This window comes from Ewingella americana ATCC 33852 (genome assembly GCF_000735345.1).
GTDB lineage: Bacteria > Pseudomonadota > Gammaproteobacteria > Enterobacterales > Enterobacteriaceae > Ewingella > Ewingella americana.
This window is the reverse complement of sequence record NZ_JMPJ01000074.1, coordinates 1-22,509: the sequence shown is the minus strand read 5'-3', so window position 1 is coordinate 22,509 and position 22,509 is coordinate 1. Positions and strand designations below refer to the sequence as shown.

General features: G+C 52.8%; 23 protein-coding genes and 1 pseudogene. 9 read left to right on the top strand and 15 right to left on the bottom strand.

Going from position 1 to position 22,509, the window contains the following annotated elements:
- Positions 1-146: 146 nt before the first annotated feature.
- From GEAM_RS20855 to GEAM_RS20845, 4 genes are all read right to left on the bottom strand, one after another.
- Positions 147-629, bottom strand: coding sequence for a glutathione peroxidase (locus GEAM_RS20855; protein WP_034795615.1), 483 nt, complete (start codon positions 627-629; stop codon positions 147-149).
- 295 nt (positions 630-924) lie between these two features.
- On the bottom strand, positions 925-2,187 hold the full coding sequence (locus GEAM_RS20850; protein WP_051899593.1) for a tetratricopeptide repeat protein: 1,263 nt from the start codon (positions 2,185-2,187) through the stop codon (positions 925-927).
- Positions 2,188-2,358: 171 nt separating this feature from the next.
- Positions 2,359-2,871, bottom strand: a complete 513-nt coding sequence (locus GEAM_RS22905; protein ID WP_244956657.1) for a putative T6SS immunity periplasmic lipoprotein — start codon at positions 2,869-2,871, stop codon at positions 2,359-2,361.
- Between the two features lie 161 nt (positions 2,872-3,032).
- Positions 3,033-3,956: an alpha/beta fold hydrolase gene (locus GEAM_RS20845; protein ID WP_210435895.1), complete on the bottom strand. Its 924-nt coding sequence runs from the start codon at positions 3,954-3,956 to the stop codon at positions 3,033-3,035.
- A 293-nt stretch (positions 3,957-4,249) separates the two neighbouring features.
- Between GEAM_RS20845 and GEAM_RS20840 the strand changes: the two genes are divergently transcribed.
- The 5 genes from GEAM_RS20840 to gstA all read left to right on the top strand — a co-directional run bounded on the left by GEAM_RS20840 (position 4,250) and on the right by gstA (position 8,478).
- A complete protein-coding gene (locus GEAM_RS20840; protein ID WP_034795612.1) occupies positions 4,250-5,164 on the top strand; it encodes a LysR family transcriptional regulator in 915 nt (304 codons plus the stop codon).
- A gap of 251 nt (positions 5,165-5,415) precedes the next feature.
- Complete coding sequence (locus GEAM_RS20835; protein ID WP_034795610.1) at positions 5,416-5,994, top strand: TetR/AcrR family transcriptional regulator; 579 nt, start codon at positions 5,416-5,418, stop codon at positions 5,992-5,994.
- A gap of 98 nt (positions 5,995-6,092) precedes the next feature.
- On the top strand, positions 6,093-6,716 hold the full coding sequence (locus GEAM_RS20830; RefSeq protein WP_034795608.1) for a DJ-1/PfpI family protein: 624 nt from the start codon (positions 6,093-6,095) through the stop codon (positions 6,714-6,716).
- Positions 6,717-6,984: 268 nt separating this feature from the next.
- Positions 6,985-7,854, top strand: a complete 870-nt coding sequence (gene yghU / locus GEAM_RS20825; protein WP_034795606.1) for a glutathione-dependent disulfide-bond oxidoreductase — start codon at positions 6,985-6,987, stop codon at positions 7,852-7,854.
- A 12-nt stretch (positions 7,855-7,866) separates the two neighbouring features.
- On the top strand, positions 7,867-8,478 hold the full coding sequence (gstA, locus tag GEAM_RS20820) for a glutathione transferase GstA (protein ID WP_034795604.1): 612 nt from the start codon (positions 7,867-7,869) through the stop codon (positions 8,476-8,478).
- A 58-nt stretch (positions 8,479-8,536) separates the two neighbouring features.
- On the opposite strand, the gene GEAM_RS20815 is transcribed toward gstA, so the two are convergent.
- A complete protein-coding gene (locus GEAM_RS20815) occupies positions 8,537-9,445 on the bottom strand; it encodes a LysR family transcriptional regulator (protein WP_034795603.1) in 909 nt (302 codons plus the stop codon).
- Positions 9,446-9,494: 49 nt separating this feature from the next.
- Positions 9,495-10,874: a CoA transferase gene (locus GEAM_RS20810; RefSeq protein ID WP_051899592.1), complete on the bottom strand. Its 1,380-nt coding sequence runs from the start codon at positions 10,872-10,874 to the stop codon at positions 9,495-9,497.
- A 69-nt stretch (positions 10,875-10,943) separates the two neighbouring features.
- Between GEAM_RS20810 and GEAM_RS20805 the strand changes: the two genes are divergently transcribed.
- Positions 10,944-12,167 carry a citrate synthase family protein gene (locus tag GEAM_RS20805; RefSeq protein WP_210435894.1) on the top strand — a complete coding sequence of 408 codons (1,224 nt, stop codon included), beginning with the start codon at positions 10,944-10,946 and terminating at the stop codon, positions 12,165-12,167.
- 28 nt (positions 12,168-12,195) lie between these two features.
- On the opposite strand, the gene GEAM_RS20800 is transcribed toward GEAM_RS20805, so the two are convergent.
- The 5 genes from GEAM_RS20800 to GEAM_RS23195 all read right to left on the bottom strand — a co-directional run bounded on the left by GEAM_RS20800 (position 12,196) and on the right by GEAM_RS23195 (position 15,975).
- On the bottom strand, positions 12,196-12,927 hold the full coding sequence (locus tag GEAM_RS20800; protein WP_034795694.1) for an SDR family NAD(P)-dependent oxidoreductase: 732 nt from the start codon (positions 12,925-12,927) through the stop codon (positions 12,196-12,198).
- Positions 12,928-13,029: 102 nt separating this feature from the next.
- Complete coding sequence (locus GEAM_RS20795; RefSeq protein WP_034795693.1) at positions 13,030-13,488, bottom strand: tautomerase family protein; 459 nt, start codon at positions 13,486-13,488, stop codon at positions 13,030-13,032.
- 56 nt (positions 13,489-13,544) lie between these two features.
- The gene (locus GEAM_RS20790; RefSeq protein WP_034795599.1) at positions 13,545-14,918 is read right to left on the bottom strand and encodes an NAD-dependent succinate-semialdehyde dehydrogenase; all 1,374 of its coding nucleotides are present in this window, start codon (positions 14,916-14,918) and stop codon (positions 13,545-13,547) included.
- Between the two features lie 213 nt (positions 14,919-15,131).
- On the bottom strand, positions 15,132-15,554 hold the full coding sequence (locus GEAM_RS20785; protein WP_034795598.1) for a RidA family protein: 423 nt from the start codon (positions 15,552-15,554) through the stop codon (positions 15,132-15,134).
- 181 nt (positions 15,555-15,735) lie between these two features.
- Entirely contained in the window at positions 15,736-15,975 is a 240-nt protein-coding gene (locus GEAM_RS23195; protein ID WP_128124676.1) for a hypothetical protein, read from the bottom strand.
- A 37-nt stretch (positions 15,976-16,012) separates the two neighbouring features.
- Here GEAM_RS23195 and GEAM_RS20780 point away from each other — a divergent pair, with 37 nt between their 5' ends.
- Positions 16,013-17,203, top strand: coding sequence for an MFS transporter (locus tag GEAM_RS20780; protein WP_034795596.1), 1,191 nt, complete (start codon positions 16,013-16,015; stop codon positions 17,201-17,203).
- Positions 17,204-17,273: 70 nt separating this feature from the next.
- On the opposite strand, the gene GEAM_RS20775 is transcribed toward GEAM_RS20780, so the two are convergent.
- The 3 genes from GEAM_RS20775 to GEAM_RS20765 form a co-directional block, all read right to left on the bottom strand.
- Complete coding sequence (locus GEAM_RS20775; RefSeq protein ID WP_034795593.1) at positions 17,274-17,570, bottom strand: hypothetical protein; 297 nt, start codon at positions 17,568-17,570, stop codon at positions 17,274-17,276.
- Between the two features lie 354 nt (positions 17,571-17,924).
- On the bottom strand, positions 17,925-19,103 hold the full coding sequence (locus GEAM_RS20770) for an MFS transporter (protein WP_034795591.1): 1,179 nt from the start codon (positions 19,101-19,103) through the stop codon (positions 17,925-17,927).
- Between the two features lie 153 nt (positions 19,104-19,256).
- Complete coding sequence (locus GEAM_RS20765; RefSeq protein WP_034795589.1) at positions 19,257-20,057, bottom strand: SDR family NAD(P)-dependent oxidoreductase; 801 nt, start codon at positions 20,055-20,057, stop codon at positions 19,257-19,259.
- A 152-nt stretch (positions 20,058-20,209) separates the two neighbouring features.
- On the opposite strand from GEAM_RS20765, the gene GEAM_RS20760 reads away from it, so the two are divergent.
- Both GEAM_RS20760 and GEAM_RS20755 read left to right on the top strand, forming a co-directional pair.
- Positions 20,210-20,713: a MarR family winged helix-turn-helix transcriptional regulator gene (locus GEAM_RS20760; protein ID WP_034795587.1), complete on the top strand. Its 504-nt coding sequence runs from the start codon at positions 20,210-20,212 to the stop codon at positions 20,711-20,713.
- An 80-nt stretch (positions 20,714-20,793) separates the two neighbouring features.
- Positions 20,794-22,128, top strand: coding sequence for a glycoside hydrolase family 10-like protein (locus GEAM_RS20755; protein ID WP_419471245.1), 1,335 nt, complete (start codon positions 20,794-20,796; stop codon positions 22,126-22,128).
- Between the two features lie 126 nt (positions 22,129-22,254).
- Here the strand turns inward: GEAM_RS20755 and GEAM_RS23380 are convergent.
- A pseudogene (locus GEAM_RS23380) lies at positions 22,255-22,509 on the bottom strand (T6SS immunity protein Tli3 family protein); the annotation flags it as partial.

The following is a 22,509-nucleotide window of genomic DNA, read 5'->3' as shown; positions in this document are numbered from 1 at the left end:
AGAACCGCGTTTGCTTCATCTGCTTTATTCCTGCGTCGCAATGGGTTCCTGCTTCGATTTTCCCCAAGTCATGAAGAGCTGACTGTTGCAGCCGCGCAGGGGAACATGGATGTTTGGAATATTGCTAAAGCATTGAAGCAGTCAACCTAGTTTGCAAGCGCAGCAAGGATTGCGGCTTCCATTTTCTCAGGGGTGGTGGTCGGTGCAAAACGCTTCAGCGGTTTACCGTCGCGCCCTATCAAGAACTTAGTAAAGTTCCACTTGATTCTTCCACCCAACACGCCGGGCAATTCTTTTTTCAGATAACGAAATACCGGATGCGCTGCGCTTCCGTTAACCTCGACTTTCTCGAATATAGGGAAGGTCACTCCATAGTTAATCTGGCAAGTCTGAGTTATTTCGTCTGCGCCGCCGGGCTCCTGTTTACCGAACTGATTGCAGGGAAACCCCAGCACCATCAAACCTTGGGCGGCATATTTCTTGTAGAGAGTTTCAAGACCACGGTACTGTGGCGTAAAACCGCAATGGCTGGCGGTATTCACCACCAGAACCACCTTACCCGCGTAGTCGGCCATAGAGATAAGCTCGCCCCTCAAAGTTGTGGCGGTAAGTTGATGAAATCGGGCCATTTGGGGATCCTTAAGGCAGAATCATCGCACGAGTGGAGTGGCTACTTTAGCTGATCTGCGTAAAGAGAGGCAATTGTTCGACAAGAGGGAGCTATCAGAAGATTGAAGGGTTATGAGGACCGTGAAGTTATGACTGCGCACAGCCTATTTAACATAATCAATATTATACGCACCTAGATTTTATTAACATAAATCAATAATCAACTCGCCAGAATTATAGTTCGCAAGCAGCTCATCTTTTAAAGAAAAAACCACAGATAACTGCAATTTTTTCTTTTTCATTTAATGAAGATTCTTATACAGGATTAATCTCAATCAAACCGGCTTGGAAATCATCTACTAAGAAAAATGGCAAAGTAAGTCTCCACTGGCCGTCCCGCACTACACTATAGTAGGTATAAGGTTTTCCGTTTATCACGAGATTAATGGGCTGCATACTCTTCTCAATCAAAGATGAGCGACCGACGACATATTGATACCCCGCATTACTTCCAACATGGAACTCTTTCGTTTTCCAGCGAATGGGAGGATGCGTAGGCCAAGGCTGTGCCTGATGGAAATCAAACAGTTCATCATGGTTAAGAATGCTTTGACGTATTGTTGACCAAAGTACTGCCTTCAAAAAGTATTGGTCTGTAAAACGCTCCCGTCCTTTATATTGCACAACAAAGCTTCGAATTTTTTGTTCAATATTTGACAGCAGTCCATTTACCCCACCCCACATTCCCGCTAGCAGCAGTTCAGTATGAGTAAAGTAATCCCGCATATGATGGAAGTAGTAAGGAGATTTTAACCAGGCTTCAACAGCAGCCTGCTCACGCTCAGCAATTAATGAATCCGCATCTCGTACCATGAAACGCTCGACAGAGAGATCATCCATAACCAAGAACCGCCAAAGCGTTGGGGGTATCTCTTTTTCAGAGGTCATATCAACAAGCTGCGCGTTAACCTGTTGTAGGCGTGACCAAATATGCTGAGGCACGGTGTCGTCCAGATAGATACGACATACCCAAGACGGATAGAGTTCTTTTGCGGTCTCAACATTCTTAATCAATGTCTCGCAATAGCGTGGGTCTGCCCCATAAAGGCTAAAAGCAATAATGTTCTTAAAAGGTAACTCAGTGTTTAGAGGCTTGATAGGAGTAAGCGGTAACCATTGGGCCGGTACAGACTTGAAATGATCGTCAGCTAAGCGAAGAGACTCATGACCATATCGCTGCAATTCAGAAGGCTTGTTAAGCCAGCCACAGACTTCTGCTAACCCATCAAGCCAACTTTCCGCCGCTTGGTCTTGATTGGATGAGTTATAGATCCGCTTATAAACTTTGTAAGATTTTTGGTAGTTACCCTCACGCATTAGGCTAAGTCCATAATCACTCAGCACCGCCATATTGTTGGGCATCATTTTAAGAACTTCTTCACAGCTTAAACGCGCCAGTGAAAAATCACGCTGAGACATAGCATGATTGAACTGGTTTGAAAGTTTGCGCAGCTTGTCTTGCTTCAATGCAGTAGGTTTCGCTGGCTGGGTGATATGTCTGGTGTAAGTCGAACGCATAGATTGCTCAAATCAAAGAATTTGCTCAATTATGAATCAGTGAATGTCTTAGCCACCATGCGACGCGTCTCGGAATGGCGTCAAGAAAGGGGGGGATTGGTCGAATCGTTGGTCTAGCCAACGATTCGTTATAGGGATGCTTAGAGGTCACATTTTGAGTTGGCGATTCAATTAGCGAGTTGTTTCGCTATCAGTAAGAGTTATGTTTTCAACCCGACCATCGGAAAACTTGATGCCTGCAACCACACTTCTCGGCGACTGCCGTTCATTCGGAGCTTCGAGTATATACTGCACAACGTACTGTCCATTTTCCGGGAAGTGATAAAAGCTGGGTGGAATACATAACTCCCCATTGTTTATCGCTAAATCAGGTGAATCAGTTGCGGATAACTTTTGTGCAGGCGTCCCTCTAGGGTTTATTGCTATCAAAGATGGCCGGTAATTCCTTGCATCTGGAACTTGGAAACATATATTTTCTCCGACCTTGCTTACCGTAGTTGTTTCGTCTGCTTTCAATCTGTCACCTGAACCCGGACATCCAGCGAGCAAAAACACGGAGGTTAGCACTATAAGACAGCTCATTTTAGAGTTATTTTTCATCATCATCCCCATGGAAAGTAACGCATCGTCTCTTGGTGCTTTTGCCTGATCATTGTGCAGAACATGATGGCGTATGTCCTGCAAAACCGCACCGCTCACTTATCTGGACAGCCGGTTGCCCCCCGCTCCCGTTAATACGATTATTTCTTGTCCTAATTTGCACAGAATTATTAGCCTGACAAAAAAGGCCGCTACTCCGCACTTTCAGAGCGGAATATAGCGGCCTTGGTCAGACACAATAATGATTAGTTGCGTTTCACATTGCGGTCGAGGAACTCAAGAATATCCTTGCCGATTTCATCCACATGGGTCTCAAGCGCGAAGTGGCCGGTGTCGAACAGGCGTACATCGGCATGCTTTAAATCACGCTTGAAGGCCTCTGCTCCCGCCGGGATGAAAATTGGGTCGTTTTTACCCCACACCGCCAGCAATGGTGGCTGCTTATCACGGAAATATTGCTGAAGCTGCGGGTACATATCGACATTGGTTTTGTAATCGCAGAACAGGTCGAGCTGAATCTCTGCGTTAGCAGGGTCAGAGACGTGAGCGATATCCATCATGTAAGTCTCAGGCGCTATCAGACTCGGATCCGGTGTGCCATGCACGTATTGCTCCTTGATTGCGCCGCCCTGCAAGGTGGCTCGAAGCGCATTACGGTTGGCCTCGGAAGGATTTTCCCAATACTTCTGCACCGGGGCCCAGCCCTGACTCAAGCCTTCAACATACGCGTTACCATTTTGGGAAACGATCGCCGTAATGCGTTCCGGGTGTTTGACCGCCAAACGCCAACCCACCGGCGCTCCGTAGTCGAAAACCTCCAGCGCATAGGTTTTTAAGCCCAGCGTCTGGGTAAACTGATCGATGGTATTAGAGATATTCTCAAAGGTGTAAGCGTACTGGCCGCGCGGCGGGCTCTCTGTTAAGCCAAAGCCCGGCAGGTCAGGTGCTATCACGTGGTAACGTTTTGCCAGCATCGGGATAAGATTGCGATACATGAAAGAGGAGGATGGGAAGCCGTGCAGTAAAATAATACTCGGGTTCGCTGGGTCACCCGCCTCGCGATAAAACACATTGACCTCTTGCACTTTCGCGTAGCGATAGTGCACCTGATCCGCCGATTCCACCTTTGCGCTGATGGTTTTCTCGGTAGCCGCGTTAGCGCTCATCATCCCTACCCCGTAATTCACCAGCGCCACGGTGCACATCGCCATAAACAACCTATTGAATTTCATAGCTTCTACCTGCTCATAAAATGATTAATGAAAGCCTAGAGAGATAACTCAACACTCTCCCAGCCCCTTGGTAGAGCCAGTATGCATATTCACGATAACCTTGATAATCCGGTGAAATTGCGAATCACCTCCAATAAAAATGGGAAGATAAGTTGCTGGGAGGTATTTGCTGGTTTATAAATCATTGAATTAACGGCTCTAGGGCTAATTTTGATTATAAGGCTGGGGAAATGGACCGTATTGAAGCTATGACCATGCTATTAACTACCGTTGAAACCGGGAGCTTTTCGGCGGCCGGACGCACGCTACGGATCCCCGTGCAGACGATAAGTCGCAACGTGGCCGACCTTGAACGCTACATTGGGACTCAGCTTTTAACCCGCACCACGCGAAAAATAAGCCTGACGGATGCCGGTGCCGCCTACGTGGCCGCCGCGAAAGTGATTCTGGAACAGATTGCCGACGCCGAGCGCATCGCCGCAGGTGAGTTTGTCGAACCGCGCGGAGACTTGGTGTTATCCGCCCCCGAGCTTTTTGGGCGACTTTACGTGCTGCCGGTTATCACCGAGTTCCTAAAAAACTATCCAGAAATCAATATCAAGCTGGTGTTGAGCGACCGCAATCTCGACTTACTCGACGAACAAATCGATATGGTTGTGCGCATCGGACATCTGCCTGACAGCGGCATGATAGCCACCCGCGTCGGCTCAGTGCGCGGCGTGATATGCGCCAGCCCTGAATTTTTGCAGGCTCACGGCGCGCCGCGAAGGCCACAGGATCTGACTAAAATGCCCTGCATCTCCACCTACGGCACCCATTTGACCTCTGGCTGGCGCTTCGTCGATCCTGACAAAGGCTCCCCGATTGAACTGGCCGTTGCCCTTCGGCTCCAAACTTCCGCGGGCGCACTGAGGGATGCGGCGGTTGACGGCGTTGGCATTGCTCGACTGCTGCACTATCAGGCTTACGATGCCCTTCAGTCGGGGAAACTATCTCTGGTGCTTGAAGAGTACGAGCTACCGCCCTTTCCCATCCATCTGTTGCACGCAGCGCATAGCCATATGCCGCTGAAAATGCGCCGATTTTTAGATTTTTCCGGGCCACGCCTGCGCGAGTCATTGGCCCATTTCTCTCGTAAAAGCTGAAGATCCCAGCCACTAACTTGCTTGCTGCTTGCGAGAGCCCCCTAGGTTCACTGACAAAATTTATGCTTGACGGCAAGTTTTGTCGTGAACAATAATTCATTTGTACCGAACGTTCGGTATAAATGTGATTCAGGTGAGTGCGATATCGCGGGACAGGGTGAGTGGTTGTTTCTTTGGGCAAAACCTAGCAATGCTCAGGAATAGGATGCCAAAATGAAAAATTCGGTTTTACTAAGGGTTTTCGACGACAAATGGCTAAATTACGTAAAGTTGAAGACGATGTGCTGATTGAGCGTCTTAGCAAGAAATTCAAAGATGTAGGCTTTGAAGGTGCTTCGATGGCCATGCTTTCAGACGCGGCCGGACTCACCAAGTCCAGTCTCTATCATCGCTTCCCTGATGGAAAGGAACAGATTGCTGAAGAAGTACTGAAGCATACCCGGCGCTATCTGGATGCCGAGGTGTTCCCCGTGCTTGACGGCAATCTGCCACCAGCGCAAAAAATGGACTTTTTTGCCTCTGCCATGAGCCAGATTTACCTGCACGGCGCGGAATCTTGTTTGTTGAACATGCTTTCACCGCCACGAGGCCAAACCAACTCATGCGGGGATGCCATCGCGACAACGTTTCGTCAATTATTAGCCAGTCTGACCAACGTCGCGAAACAGTCGGGTGCCACGGCTGACGCAGCTGAGGTTCGCGCGGAGCAAGTGTTAATTGAGTTGCAAGGCGCGCTGGTTGTGTCTCGTGGCGTGGCTGATTTGGCTATTTTCAAAAGAATGCTTGCCAGACTGCCGAATATCATACTCCACAACCGTGACCCAATATAAACGCAATAGTGGGTGAAATATCCCCTATTGTTATTCCATGATATAAACAATCACCTGAACCCCTGCCGATTTATTTATTCTAAATTCAGGAGTTCCTGATGAAACGTATTTTAATGATTCTGGCCAATGGCGTAGAGCCAATGGAAGTCGCGGCTTTTACTGATATTATGGGCTGGGCCGAATTAATCGGCAATGAGCCGGTAAAACTTATTCATGCCGGACTGAGGCCAAATATTGTCACTACTTTTGGTTTAAAACTGAGTATTGATAATTTACTCAGCGATCTGGACCTCAATGACTACGATGCGCTGGCGCTGCCCGGCGGATTTGGGCCAGCGGGTTTCTATGAAGAGTCTCTTAGCGAGCCTTATCTGTCCGCTATCAAACACTTCGCCGATGCTGGTAAACCTATTGCCAGCGTCTGTGTCTCATCAATATCGTTGGGCATGGCGGGCGTGCTGGTTGGCAAAAATGCCACGGTTTATCATAAAGTTGGAGGCATGCGAAAGCAGCAACTTGTCGATACCGGCGCTCAGTTTGTGGATCGCCCCGTGGTAGTCGATGGCAACTTCGCGACGTCCAGCGGTCCGGGTACTGCGGTGGAAGTGGCATTTTGGCTGCTTGAACGCCTTACTACTACCGAAAATAGTTTGGATGTGCGTAAAAGAATGCGTTTCGACCTGCCAAGCAAAGCCTGGCTGGAAACGCCACAGGTAGAATAACCCCTCTCCCTCCGCTAATATATTTCCCTATATTTACAAGCTAAAACACGGGTGCTGCGATGAATCTTTATTATTCTCAGCCGATGTGTTTTTTTTGTTTTTAAACCCACCACCACTTATTTACGCCATCAATTGATTGTTCAGTAATCCGAACAGTCAATTCGAGTTATCGCGGTTTATCCCGAATTATAGTTTCGATAATATTTTTTCAGCCCCGGTGAACCGCCCGGAAATAGAATTTAAATATCGAAACAGGATAGAACACTCCATGAAAGAGACGACGCGCGATAACCAGCCAAAAGGCTACGAACCCGCCAAGGTATGGCGCCCAAAAACCGATCACGGCGGCCAGTTTGCCACCATCAATCGCCCGGAATCCGGTGCCAGATTCCAGCAGGAACTGCCGGTCGGCAAGCATCCATTGCAGCTCTACTCTCAGGGCACGCCAAACGGCCAGAAGATAACCATCATGCTTGAAGAGCTGCTTGAAGCGGGCTATTCAGACGCTGAATACGACGCATGGCTGATCGATATCTTCAAAGGCGATCAATTCGGCAGCGGCTTCGTGGACATCAATCCTAACTCCAAAATCCCTGCGCTGGTTGACCACTCGACCAATCCGCCAACCCGCGTATTCGAGAGTGGCTCCATTCTGGTCTACCTTGCGGAACGTTTCGGGGCCTTCCTGCCGACCACGCCGCTGGCGCGGGCCGAAACCTTTAATTGGCTGATGTGGCAGATGGGCTCAGCGCCTTTTGTCGGCGGCGGCTTGGGGCACTTCTACGCCTATGCTCCGATCAAAATTGAGTACGCCATTGACCGTTACGCCATGGAAACCAAACGCCAGCTGCACGTGCTTGATACACATCTGGCGACACATGAATATCTCGCTGGCGACCAATACACCATCGCGGATATGGCCGTCTGGCCTTGGTATCCGGGCAGCCTGTATGGCGTGTATGGCACCCACGAGTTCCTCGAGGTCGAGCAATACACCCATTTGCTGCGTTGGTACAAAGCCATTGCTCAGCGCCCGGCGGTGACTCGCGGCCGCATCGTAAACCGCACTTCCGGCGCGCCGGGTGAGTTTTTGCGTGAGCGTCATGATGACGCTGATTTTAAAACGTTGTTTAAATAGAAAGAGGTTGTAATGAAATTATATTTTTCGCCGGGTTCCTGCGGTTTAGGTCCACAGATTGCGTTGCGTGAGGCTGGCCAAACCTTCGAGTTGATCAAAGTCGATTTCAGCACCAAGCAGACGGTTGAAGGCAATTACTATCACGTCACGCCTAAAGGCTTCGTCCCGGCGTTAAAACTGGAAAATGGCGACGTGATCACTGAAGTTGCCATCATATTACAGTGGATTGCTGATAATCACCCGCAGAGCAAGCTGCTGCCGGAATTTGGCAGCAGAGAGCGCTACACCGTGCTGGAATGGCTGAACTACATTGCCAGCGATTTGCATAAGGGTATGGCGGTGATGTTCTCGCCATTAATTGATGCTAAATCGAAAGCTAACTTCGCCGACATTAACTTAGGCGAAAGATGGCGTTACATCGATGAGCATCTGGCTCACAACACTTATCTGTTAGGTGAGCAGTTCTCCGTGGCCGATACCTATCTCTACAATGTGCTGTGCTGGCCGCCGCGCGTGGGAATTGACATTTCGGGCTACAAATCGATTCAGAAGTTTATGATCAATATGGAAAAACGCCCAAGCGTTCGGGCGGCTCTGGAAGCAGAGGGGCTGCTGGTTAAATAACCCAGCAGGCGGCAGCTCAAGGGTCAGAATGGATGACTTGCGAGCTGCCGAACTCGGTTCAAGACAGCGTCGGGTGGCGCGAGAATAGCTCTGTTGCCCAATCAACAAACACCCGCACTTTGGCCGAAAGATGGCGGTTTTGCGGATACACCACGTGAATAGGCAGCGGCTCGTTGCTCCAATCATCCAAAATCGATATTAAACGCCCCTCGGCAATCATCTCCACCATCAGAAAATCCGCCATTTGGATGATCCCCAGACCGCTCAGCCCGGCAGCCGTATAAGCATAGCTGTCACTCACCGCCATATGGCTCGACAGCGTGACCTGAAGCCGCTGCTCATTTTGGGTGAAATACCAGTCAAACACCTTGCCGGTGCGCGCTGAGAAATAGTTAACACAGCGATGATTAACCAAGTCATTAGGGTGTATAGGTCGCCCGTATTGCTCCAAATAGGCCGGAGAGGCGCAGGTGACATAATTCATCGTTCCGACCCGCCGGGCAACCAGCCGTGAGTCGGCCAATCGGCGACCACCGCGTATCGCGCAATCTACCCCTTCTTCAACCAAATCAACCTGACGATCGCTGCACCCCAGCTCCAGCTGAATATCGGGATAACGGGCAAAAAACTCAGGAAGCGCGGGGATAATCACCGTGCTGGCCAAGCCGGTAGGCGCATCAACCCGCAAGCGCCCCGCCGGACTCAGGCGATTGCGCCCCACCGAGTCTTCAGCGTCCCGCACTTCAGATAAAATGCGGATACAGCGCTCATAATAAGCCGCACCGTCAGCCGTCACGCTCACGTGGCGAGTGGTTCTGTTCAGCAGTTTCACCGACAGAGAGGCTTCTAGCGACTGAATCAGAGTAGAAACCGTCGCCTTTGGAAGCTTGAGATTTTCCGACGCGCGGGTAAAACCGCCGGTGTCGACCACCTGAACAAACACTTCCATTGCCTGCAGCTTATTCATTTACACCTTCTATGGATGACGCACTTTTTCCTGCCAGTGATTATAACATTCACTCCCCCCATTTCGCCTCAGCCGAGCCAAGTCGCGAGGCGGGGATTTCCCAAACCAGAGGCAAGCCGCCGACGGTCAGTGGAGATTTGCAGCGTTTGGCCTCGCCCCACGGCGTTTTTTCTACTGTTGGAGATAGGTCGTCGGGGCCGATTTCTAGATCTTTTGCCTCGACGTGACCTCGCGGTAGCGCAATCAGCGAATGCGCCACGCGTGCCAGTGACAGCCGCGCGGTGGATGCCTGCCTTTCTGTCACTCGCCGCACCAGCGCGCGGAGAGTCGCCGCCGCCATTAAATAGCCAGTGGCGTGATCCAGCGCTTGCACCGGCAGCGGCACAGGACGGTCCGATTGCGCCCCTTGCATGCCGCAGTGGGCAATGCCGGAGCTCATCTGCAACAGGCTATCAAACCCGCGCCGCCCGGCCCACGGGCCACTCCAGCCATAGGCATTAAGAGAAACATCAATCAGGCCGGGGTTGATTCTGCGCCTTTCAGCTTCGCCATAGCCCAACCGGGCAAGAGCGTCGGGGCGATAGCCGTGAACCAACACGTCGGCTTGCGCCAGCAATCCTTCGAAAATTTGGCGTCCGGCGGGGGTTTTAATATCCAGTCGTGCACAGCGTTTGCCTAGCGTCACCTCAGGGGCTACCGAGGGTTCATCCCACTCTGGCGGGTCCAGCCGCAGCACTTCTGCCCCATACCCGGCGAGGAATCGAGTGGCTATTGGGCCAGCCAGCACGCGGGTCAAATCCAGCACTTTTAGCCCGGCCAATGGCCGTTTTTCTTCAGGTCGCCAAGATGATGAAGGAAATGCCGCCTCGGCTGAAGACCAGGCAATCAGCGGTTCCGCAGCCACGGCTCTGCCCTGCGGATGGGCCTGCCACTCGGCCAAACTGCGCATTACCGCCGCGCAGCCTTTGTTCCCCACCACCGCCGTTTCCAGCGCTTCACCGGACCACTTGGCAACCTCTTCTGCCACCGCCGCGCGGTCATCAGCACACTGCAATACCTGAAGTGCGGCGGCCTTATGGTGCGGCGCATTGGTGTGCAGCCTTATCCAGCCATCTTGGGTTTTATAATCTCCGGCAATCGAGTCCCACGCGGCGGGCATCTGCCAGCCCATCGGCTGAATCGACCAGCCAAACCACAGCGAAGCCAGTTTGCGGTCAACCACCACCCGCGGCTGCTGCCCAAACTGCACTTTTATCAGTTCGCTCAGCGCCATTCCCGCCGCGCCAATGGCCGCAACGGCAAAATCAGTCACCGGGAACTCAGACGCCAACTGCGCCGTGCCTTGCACATCGAACTGGGTTAAAGCTTCTTCAGGGAGATGCAGCGCCTGTCGGGCTTGGTCAAAAAAAGTCATGGTTGCATTCGTCATATGTCCGCCTGATTACACTGGGTGTAAGGGAGCACTGGGCCGCCTTTTAACCCCAGAATAATCTTGCTAATGTTGACGTCAATCTTGACTCTAATCATCAACATCAACCTGAGGATCGCCATGGTGTGGATAACGGCTGCAGAAGCCCTGACTATTTTAAATGTCCGCCCGCAAACGCTTTATGCCAATGTCAGCCGGGGAAAAATCCGCGCGCAGCCGGACAGCAAAGACAGCCGTCGCAGCCTTTATCACCGCGAAGATGTGATGCGCATGGCGAAGCGAACTAACGGCCGCCGCACGCTGGAAGTGGTGGCCGCGCAGGCCATTGAATGGGGTGACCCGGTGCTGCCTTCGGCGATTTCGACGGTGATTGACGGGCGGCTTTGGTATCGCGGGCAGGATGCGGTGGCGCTTTCACGCACGGCGTCGTTGGAGCAAGTCGCGGCGCTGCTGTGGGAGTATCCGCAGGCGGACTTTCAGCAGGCGCTGGTTGCTGGCGGCAGCCCCACTCGTCATTTCAAAGGTTTTTCTCAGGCTTCGGCAGCTGGGCTGATAGCACTGGCCGAGCGCAGCGGCAGAGATTTACCTTCAACGGGGCGCGCCCTGCCGGTGCTGCGTGCCGAGGCTGCAGGCGTACTCGCCACGCTGACCGAAGCCATGCTCGGCATCGACATAACCAGTAGTGAAAGCACGCTCAGCGAGAGTTTGGCTCAGGCGTGGCAATGCCCCGAAGCGGAAAAGGTGTTGCGCCAGACGCTGGTGCTGCTGGCCGAACATGAGTTGAATGCCTCGGCGTTCGCCGTGCGGGTGACTATCTCAACCGGCGCGTCGCTGGCCGCCGGGGTGCTCTCCGGGCTGGCATCCTTGACCGGGCCTCTGCACGGCGGTGCTTCGCGCTCGCTCAACGTGCTGGTTGACTCGACCCGGCGAGTCGGCGCGCAGCAGGCCGTCAGGGAGTGGTTGGCGCAGGGGCGGACACTGCCGGGCTTTGGGCACCCGCTCTACCCCGACGGAGACGTGCGAGCCAATGCCATCATGGCAATGTTGCCGAGCGGCGGGCCTTACGGCGAACTCATGGAGTATGTGGCACAGGCAGCGGGCGAGCGCCCGAGCATCGACTTCGCACTCGCCCTGCTGGCGGACACCTACAACTTGCCACAGGAAGCACCCTTTATACTGTTTGCCGTCAGCCGCTGTTCCGGCTGGCTGGCCCACGCGCTGGAGCAGGTCGCCGCCAGTCGGCTGATCCGCCCGCGAGCGCGTTATGTCGGCATCCCGCCTCAGGCGCTTTAAGGCCACGTCCGTGGCCTGTTTCATCGGCTTAAAATGACTCTTTGAAGGGGCGCAGGTCGATCTCCTGGGTCCACGCCGAAGGGTGCTGCTGGTGCAGGTGCCAGTAAGTCTCGGCGATAGCATCAATGTCCAGCAGCCCGTTAACACCGCGCTTATCGACGACGTCTGGCATCGCGGACTTCAGCCGGTTGCCATTGATGCCGCCGTCTATCAACACATGAGCCACGTGCAGCCCCTGCGGCCCAAACTCGCGGGCCAGACTCTGGCTGAGCATACGCAGCCCGGCCTTGGCGGCTGAGAAATGGGCATAGCCGGGACGGCCGCGCAGGCTGGCGGATGCGCCGGTAAAGATGAGGCTCCCCTTGCCCTGCGGCAGCAGCAGATTGACCGCCTCTTGAGCCACCAAGAAGCCTGCGAAGCAGCCGACGCGCCAGAACTCCTCAACCTGAGCGGAGGTCAATTCACGGAACGGGATATGCTGATTATTGCCCGCGTTGAAAATCACCGCGCTCGCCGGTGCTCTCCCGGCGCCCGGCGCGGATGCCGTCTGAAACAGCCGCCGCACCTCTTCTGGCTGCGTCACGTCGACCTGTACCGCCGTGCCATTGCCCTCGCCAAGGCTCTTCGCCACGGACTCAATTTTTTCAACGGTTCGCCCTGCGACGATCACGTGAAAACCGCCTTTAGCAAAGCGGCGAGCCAGCGCCCCGCCCAGCCCCTCTTCAGAACCTACGCCAACAATCACTGCGGTGGGTTGCATATTTGTCACCTTAATGTTCAGTACCGGAGCATTCATCCTAGCCCCTGCTTTCACTGCCTGACAAAGGCAGGATGTGCCCTGAAGGGGATTTGCGATGGAGAATTAAAGCTGGAATTTATGCTGGTCGATCCCCAAGGTTGCCAGCCTCTCGCGCAGCGGCTGAGGCAGAGTCTCAAACCACTGCTGCTCCTCGCCCGGCCCCGGCAGCACGCGACCGTACTCCACCATGTCAGTTGGGTTGAGCATGCACATATTGATCCAGACATTTTCGGCGGGAATACCCGAAATACGGCTTACGTCGCCAACAATGCGCAGCATCAGCGCTTTTAGCTGCTCTTCGGACCGCCCGGCGCGTAAATCGGCGCGTATCCAGATGTATTCGGTGGTGGCGAGGGCTCCGATATAGCGTTTCAGCGTCCCCTCTTCTTCAATAATGACCTGCACAAAAAAAGGCGGCGCGCCGGTGGCTTCACAGTGGCTATGGGTAATGCAGGTTGCTATCTCCTGCTTCTGGGCGTCGCTTAACAGCCCATTCGGCACAGAACAGACGTAGGATGGCATGGTGAACTCCTTAATGGTCATGGCCCCGCCGTAACGTGGCGGGGCCAAATGTGTTCTTAAGACTTGGCAACCAGCACCAGTTTTTGGTTCACAAACTCTTTAATGCCGAGTTCAGACAGCTCGCGGCCATACCCCGAACGTTTCACGCCGCCAAACGGCAGTTCCGGCGCGGTGCTGGCGAAGGTGTTGATCCAAACTGCGCCAGTTTCGATACGGGACGCCAATGATTTAGCGCGTTCGATATTCTGTGAGAATACTGCGCCAGCCAGACCGTAGCGGGAGTCATTCGCCAGTTCGACCGCCTCGTCATCGCTTTTCACCACGTAAATCTGCGCCACCGGGCCGAAGAACTCTTCGAAGTAAGCCGGGTTGTCGCGCGTCACGTCAGTCAGGATAGTTGGCTCGAAGAAGTTGCCTTTGCCCGCGATGGCTTTGCCACCTAAATGCAGCGTTGCGCCGTTTTGCAGGGCGCGTTCAACCTGTTTGGACAGGCCTTTTACTGCCTCTGCCGAAGACAATGGACCAAGCTTGGTGCTCTCATCCAGCGGATCGCCGATGGTGACGGTGGCCATCGCCGTGGTGAATCTTGCGAGGAATTCGTCGGCAATGTTCTCATGCAAAACAAAGCGTTTGGCACAAATACACTCCTGACCGGAGATATGAAGACGGGAGAAGACGCCGATTTCCACGGCTTTCTCCAAGTCTGCGTCGTCGAGCACCACAAAGACGTCGTTGCCGCCCATTTCCAGCGTCGATTTCTTCAAATATTTGCCAGCCTGCGCGGCAATCGCGCTACCCGCCCCTTCGGAGCCGGTCATCGCCGCGCCCTGCACCCGCTCATCAGCAATGATGTTGGCGACCTGCGTTGAGGTAATAAACAGGTTTTTCCACGCCCCTTTTGGCGCTCCGGCTTCGTTGACCAGTTCTTCAAACACGCTCGCACAGTGCGGCACGATGCTGGCATGTTTGGCGACCACCGGGTTGCCCGCCGCAATCGCCGGAGCAAATACGCGCATCAGCTGATAATAAGGGAAGTTCCAAGGCTCGACCGCCAGCAGTACGCCAATCGGATGGTTCTCGACCCAGGCCTCGCCCAGCTGAGAATCAATTTTCGACGGGGCTAAGAATTTTTCGGCATTGCGCGCATAGTAACGAGCGATTTCGGCAATGATCCATACTTCGTCACGTGCATCAGAGATAAGTTTTCCCATCTCGACGGTGGCGATGCGCGCCAGCTCTTCTTTACGGGCATCAATCAGGTCCGCCAGACGTTCCAGCACCTGTAAACGAGGTTGAATGGGGCCTTTCGACCATTGGGATTTATACAGTTTATGTGCCGTATCTAGCGCCGCTTCGATGTCAGCATCAGTGTGGTTGGCGTAGGTTTTCAGCAGTTCGTTGGTGGTCGGGTTAATCGTTTGATAGGCCATTATTGACTCCGATATCTAAGATAATTACGCCCCCTGTGGCAACTATATGCAGCGTATTCAGGGTTTGCAGTGGCGAGAAGACCAGTCTGCCGGTCCGTTGTCGCCATCTTAGGCTCGGCGCATCAATGGCAGCAATGCCGTATACGCAAGGATTTAGGCCATGGAATTCGGACGGTATTGGGCAATTTTTCGCGCAATTCCGCCCGCTTTTTATTACTCCAGCACCACCGCCGTGGCTTCTATCTCTACCAGCAGTCCGTCGAGCGCCAGTCGAGGCACGGGCACCAAGGTGCTGGCCGGATAAGGCCCCTCGCCCCAAATTCGCTTGGCGGCGGCAGACCAAATCGGCAGCAGCGCCTCGGTGTGGTTCACGATATAGAGATTGATGCGCACGATGTCATGCACGGTTCCCCCACCGGCCTGAATCACCGTTTTCATGCCAGCCAGCGCGCCGTCTAATTGTGCTGCAAAATCAAGGGGCTGGCCGTTGTGGTGAATGTCTCCACACTGGCCAGAGGCGAAAATTGTCCGCCCCGCCAGTGGCGCGGTCACCACGTGGGTGTAACAGCTCGGCGTAGGATCATGCAGACCTTGAGGATTGATATGGACCAGTTTTGATGAGCTTGGCTGTGACATGGGATCTCCTGATAATCTGGATATAGCTAGGTTGTAGAAGGTTACTGTAAAGCCAGAAAATTAATATTCCAAGTAATTTCTTTGTAAATTGAGTACTAAGTTCATTCCATGGCGACACTCAATCCTGCTAATCAATGATCGGTCTTCAATTCAGGTCAACAGCATAACTCAGGGGTTTATCCTAAGTTTTAAGGCCAAATGAATAAGATTTTTCATAGCGGAATAAAACCAACTCCATTTTATTCATTAACGATGCTTTTAATTTTCTTTTTTCAAACGCGGAAATAATGCGATGTAAAACAGGCGAAGAAATAAGCATTGACTTCAATAAAGCGCCAATAAATACTTGAATACTATTTAACCTTACGCCGTGAAATACATTACACCACAGGCTAGTGGTGCCTAAAAATAATGGGAGCATCTCGCTGATCCTCTCAAATAATTAAGGGATGAATATAATGACTCAGCATTATCGTGAGATTTTTGCCGTTCCCGGCGTTTTGGGATTGGTTGTCTCTGGGACCATCGCTCGCCTGACATACGCCATGATGGGTATCGGCATTATTACTATGCTGGTCATGCAAACGGACCACTACGGGCTGGCGGGCACGGTGGCAGGGACCTTCACTCTTTCCAGCGCGCTGATTGCTCCCCGGGTGGCGAAGTTTGTCGATAGCCACGGGCAGCGCCGAGTGCTGCCTTGGGTCACGGCTTTCAGCACCCTGATGCTGCTATCGCTGGTCGCCGCGGCTTATCTCGCCGCCCCGGCACCGATGTTATATCTTCTGGCGGTCCTCGCCGGGACCATGCCCAGCATGTCAGCCATGATCAGGGCACGCTGGGCGGCGATGTTCCGCGATAGCCATCACTTGCACACCGCCTTCTCTCTCGACACCGTACTGGCGGAGATCACCTTTATTGTCGGCGCACCTTTAGCCATTGCCCTCAGCTCTGGGCTGTTTGCCGAGGCTGGGCCATTAATTGCCGTGCTGCTGCAAATCTTGGGCGTGACGGCTTTTCTGATGCAAAGAAAGACCGAACCCAAGGTGGTGGCTGGCGGCAGCAGCGACGGCAGCTCGGTATTGCGCACGCCCGGCCTCGCCACTATTGTGCTGGTGCTGCTGACCATGGGGGTGATGGGCGGCACCATTGACGTGTCAGCCGTGGCCTTCGCCAACGAACACCATTGGCCGACGGCGGCCAGCATCATGCTCGCTGCCTATGCGCTGGGTTCCATCTTGTCTGGCCTGATGTTTGGCGGCCTTCGGCTCTCTATCTCGATGCCAAAACAGTTTTTCATCGGCACGCTGCTCACCGCGCTGACCATGGTCCCTACGGTGTTTTCTCACACTGTCTTTGCGCTGGTGGCGACGCTATTTGTGGCGGGCATCTCTTACGCCCCAACCATGATTGTCGCGCTGAATATTGGCTCAAAAATTATTGCTCCGGGCAGAATTACCGAAGGGCTGACTTGGATGATGACCGGAATTAGCGTTGGCGTGGCGGTTGGTGCGGGTCTGGCGGGTGCGGTGGTGGACCATTATGGAGCGCGGGCAGGTTTGCTGCTTGGCACCTCGGCCGGTTTTATTATGCTGATTGTTTTAGTCGCTGGCTGGAGCAGGTTGCGCGATGCCAGTTTAAATTCTTAATCAATTAATCAGGATGGATGCATAGCCTCTTCCCCGCTATGCATCCATCCCTTTAATATTCTCAATAAGCTTACTTGTGTAAAAAATATAATCTTATGTACATCAAAATCGGCAAAATAAAGATAATGGTAATAGCAATTCTATATTTTAGGGTTTTAGCTAAAGACTGTTCTCTGTGATTTACTTCAGAAAGTGCTCTCTCTTTTGCCTCGGCCTGCGACTCAGCGTAAGGCTCGTGGAAATCAGGGCCATGGGTATCTGCTCTGTCTTTTAGAATGGCATTTTTCTTGCGACGCCAATCCCACCACGTCAGGGCGATGATTAAAATAGGCACGATAATCACGTACAAATTATATTGTGGATGCATTTTCACTCCTTGAGACATTTCGTATTAGTGATTTATTTTTTCATAAATTTAACAAAAGAACCACATTGAACTTTATAGGGTGATTATTGGGGAATGTCCACCAGCAGGTTTGTGGGTGGAATGGCAGCAATTTTCCCCGACCTAACGGAAGTGTAGAACCGACCTACGACTTTTCGTGGCCGTCTCGACTTTTTCTTTAAAGGAGAATGGGGGGATGCCTATGCCTTGTTACGTAGCGAGCATCACTTGAGTTCTGACTCTCACTTGAGCTAAGCACTGTCTGGCGCCGAAACTGTGAAATGAAGTAAGGGGAAATCATTCCCCTTGGCTATTAATATGACTCACTGATGATATTTATCGATTCATGCGTCCGACGATATAAACGACCAACAGCGCCAGAATTAAAATCAGCGTTCCTAGCCACATTGAGCTGTGCAAGCCGAAGTTGTTGACGGCCACGCTCCCCGCCAATGATCCAAGCCCGATAGAGAGTTGGAACACGCTGGTATTCATTGCCTGTGCGGCTTCAGGGGCATCAAGCGTTGCGTTGTATAGCCACAGTTGGGTGCCTACTGGCGCCATTCCCCAGGATATCGCCCATACCATCAACGCCAATCCTGCCAGTATCGGGCTGCCGCCAAATGTCGCTATCGTGCCCAGTGACAAGACAAATAGCCACGCCGTGGCGACTACGGTACGGTGTAGATTTTTGCCCGCTAAAGCCCCACCGAAGAAATTGCCCACCACCGTTGCCACCCCGTAGGCAAACAGTAAAACACTGATGACTTCCGTATTGAGATGGGTAATTTGCTCTAAATAGGGCGTCACAAAGGTATAACCTGCATATTGCCCGCCAATAAATAGGATCACGGTCAGGAAAATAGCCAGCACGCGGGTATTCCTCAATAAACTGAAGAAATCACGAGCACTCACTCCCTGCTTCATTTTGAGTTTTGGCAGGAAAATCAGCTGTAAAATTAAACAGAGAATCGCCAGTGCGCTGGCTCCCAGAAACCCCTCTCGCCAATTAGCATAAGCCCCGATGTAAGACCCGGCTGGAACCGCCACAACAGATCCAATTGAAATGCCAGCAAAAACTAAAGAGGATGCGGCATGCACCTTTTCTGCGGGAACAAGTTTAGCGGCGGCGGTAATAGATATGGCCCAGAACCCACCGATGGCAATCCCTAAAATCACCCGAGCAATCAACAGCATGGTAAAGCTCTCGACTTTCCATGACAGCAGACTGGAGATAACCAGCAAGGCTGTAAAGCCCAGCAGCACAAGCTTTCTATCCATTTTGCCGATGGCAACGGCGGTAATAGGCGCGGCGATAAACCCCAGTATCGCAGTGACGCTGACAATCAGGCCGGCAGTACCTTCCGCAATGCCTAGATCACTGCTAATACCGGGAAGTAGGCCCACGGGTAAAAACTCGGTGACAACAAGAGACAGTGCGCCGAGCGCGATAGTCAGCACCCCCAGCCAAGAATAGGTTGGCGCGCTCTCGGCAACATCAAATGATGAAGACATAGTGACTTCCTTAAAATGAAACGCTTTTAATCGACTACTTTGGTCCGTTAATGACACGTATTGACGTGCTATTTGGCAGCAAGCTGATGCGGATTATTGGAGGCAAGCAGCTTGCCTCCAGCTATGCATCTTTATCTAAATTGACGACCAGAATTAGGATTGGCGATAACGCGGAGCTGGCGTGCCTACCTGTGTGGCGGCAAACAGGGTGAAGCGTGCGTCATCAAAGGTTTTCCACAATTCTGCGTCGGCCACGGACGGCCAAGTGACCAACTCGCCCATGTCAAAGCCGGTCAGCGCGGCATCCACGCAATCTTCCGCCGTCATGACCGTATCCTCGCGCAGTGCCGAAAGCGGTACGCCAGACACCTCCTCACTCCAAATCTCTGTAGCGGTGGACGCCGGCAACACCACCTGTACTTTCACACCGGTATTAGCCAACTCGGCTTGCAGGCCGCGGCTGAAAGCCAACACATAGGCTTTGCTGCCGCTGTAAACCGAACTGGTCGCCAGTGAATGCACGGCTAGCACCGAAGCAATATTGATAATCGCGCCCTCTTTGCGCGCCACCATCCCCGGTAATAAGGCATGAGTAAGACGCGTCAGGGCGGTGATATTCACCCCAATCTGGGTAGTAGAATCTTGCAGTGGAGAGGATGCCAGTGGGCGCAACTTCGCCAGCCCCGCGTTATTAACCAAGAGGCTGATTTCACTATCAGTAGACAGGATCTGTTCGATATTTTGCAGGTCGGCTTCGCTCTCAAGATCAGCCGCTAAAACCTGAACTTCGGCACCATGCTCGGCAGATATTTTGCTGGCGAGCGTGGTCAGTCGGTCAGCACGACGAGCCACTAAGATGAGGTTATAACCACGAGCAGCAAGACGGTCTGCATACACCGCGCCTAAACCTGAAGATGCTCCGGTTACCACTGCCGTTTTTTTTAATGGAGACATAATTTTCTTTTCCGCATAAAGTTGAGTGCTCAATCAATTTAATTGAGTGCTCAAGTTTATAATGAGATAAATTGTCCTTGTCAAGAGGATGGGACTCCCCCATCCTTGCAATATTCGGTAAATGCCTGAGTAGAACCAAGACGGTAAATGTCATGAAAAGCAATGAAAACAAAGAGATGAATGTCTTTGAGGTGCTTGCGTGTACCAACACAGCATTGAGACGTGCTGCACGCAGATTGAGCAACTTGTATGACGACGCGCTGGCTCCCCTTGGGCTAAAGGCGACTCAGGTCAGCTTGCTATCCGAAATTGAAAGGTTAACTGCGAGCAATGAAGGCCAATCACCATCGTTACAAAGTCTGGCCGACAAGCTTTCTATTCAGATCTCTGCGGTAACCCATGCTCTTCGCCCATTGATCCGCGATGGTCTGGTGGCACTCAAAGCACATGAAAACGATAAACGAGTGAAATGTGCATTTTTAACTCCGCTGGGCGTTTCACAATTGAGTAAAGCGCTGGAGTATTGGTCAACGGCAAACAATCGGGTTGAAGCCGTATTGGGGGCGGAATCAGCGGCAACCTTGAGATTGCTGAGTGATCATGTCGCTTCCGACGAATTTCTTGCCGAGTACCAAGAAGCACAATCCCATCACTAAGCTGCACAAAACTTGCCGCTGCGGCCTGATTCATAAGAGAATGGCGATCCCCACGTGACCACCAGAAAACACTGGAGAATATCATCGCCCGTCATCGTCGCTTTCCCGCGCTAACTCGCGTTTTGCGCTTAGGTGCACTTTTTGCCGGTGCCCTGTGGCTTGCCAGTTGTTCCTCCACGCCGCCAAAATCTCTGGTCACCCCGCTACCGCCAGTGGCGAAGCAGCCACTACCGGATAAAAGCTCGCACCCGCAAGAGCCGATGCGCGGCGTCTGGCTGACCACGGTGTCTCGCCTCGACTGGCCGCCGATCTCGTCGGTGAATGTTAGCAATCCGGCGGTTCGCATTAGTCAGCAGCAGAAGGCGCTGACTGACAAACTGGATAAGCTGAAACGTCTCGGCATCAACACGGTATTTTTCCAAGTGAAGCCTGACGGCACCGCGCTCTGGCCTTCAAAGATCCTGCCTTGGTCAGACGTGATGACGGGAAATATCGGTCAAGATCCCGGCTACGACCCCCTTCAGTTTATGCTGGATGAAGCCCACAAGCGCGGCATGAAGGTCCACGCTTGGTTCAACCCTTATCGCGTATCTGTCAATACCAAGCCGAGAACCGTGGCGGAGCTAAACCGCACCCTGTCAATGCATCCGGCCAGCGTCTTTGTGCTGCACCGCGACTGGATCCGCACCGCCGGTGACCGTTTTGTGCTCGACCCCGGCATTCCCGAAGCGCGCGACTGGATAACCAGCATCGTAGCGGAAGTGGTGTCGCGCTATCCGGTCGACGGCGTGCAGTTTGACGATTATTTCTACACCGAGTCGCCGGGCTCGACGCTCGACGATAGCCAAACCTTCAGGAGATACGGACAGGGGTTCAGCTCGAAAGCCGACTGGCGTCGCCACAATACTCAACTGCTGGTGGAGCAGGTGTCACGCACCATTAAGCAACTGAAACCTAACGTAGAATTTGGTATCAGCCCGGCGGGCGTCTGGCGCAATCGCTCGCACGATCCGGCAGGTTCCAACACTCGCGGCGCGGCGGCCTATGATGAATCCTACGCCGACACTCGCCTTTGGGTGCAAGAAGGGTTGCTGGATTACATCGCGCCACAGCTCTATTGGCCGTTCGCCCGTGACGCGGCTCGCTACGACGTGCTGGCAAAATGGTGGGCCGACGTAGTGAAGCCGACCCATACTCGCCTCTACATAGGTATTGCGCTGTACAAAGTGGGCGAACCCTCGAAAAACGAGCCTGACTGGATGGTCAGCGGCGGCGTGCCTGAGCTAAAAAAACAGCTCGACCTCAACGACGCGGTACCGCAAATCTCCGGCACCATTCTGTTCCGCGAGGATTACCTCAACCAGCCGCAAACCCAGCAAGCAGTAAATTACCTGCGTAATCGCTGGGGGAGTTGATTATCTCCTGAGGATGGGGTGGCGGACTTGTACTGTGTCACGTGGCTTGAGTTGGAGTGGCTTAAAAAAAATCTCGCTTTAATGATTATCATTTTCCATCTTATATCTTCCCACCTTTTGGGGCTGTTACTTCAGCCCCTTACTCGGGTCACACTGCATTCGGCTCCAGCCTTTATAATTCTTCACTTCTGGCACGCTGGTGGGCATGTCCTGCCAATTTGTAAGAAGCTCTGCAGTCAAACCACCTATGGCTTTTGTCGCGATATACTCTAACCCCCATCGAGGGCCAGCAGAGCCAGGAGCAATGTTCTGCTTTTCACCGTCCATATCCACATAATCAACGCCTGGCCCACCCGGCATAACTCGCGGATCATCAAAGGG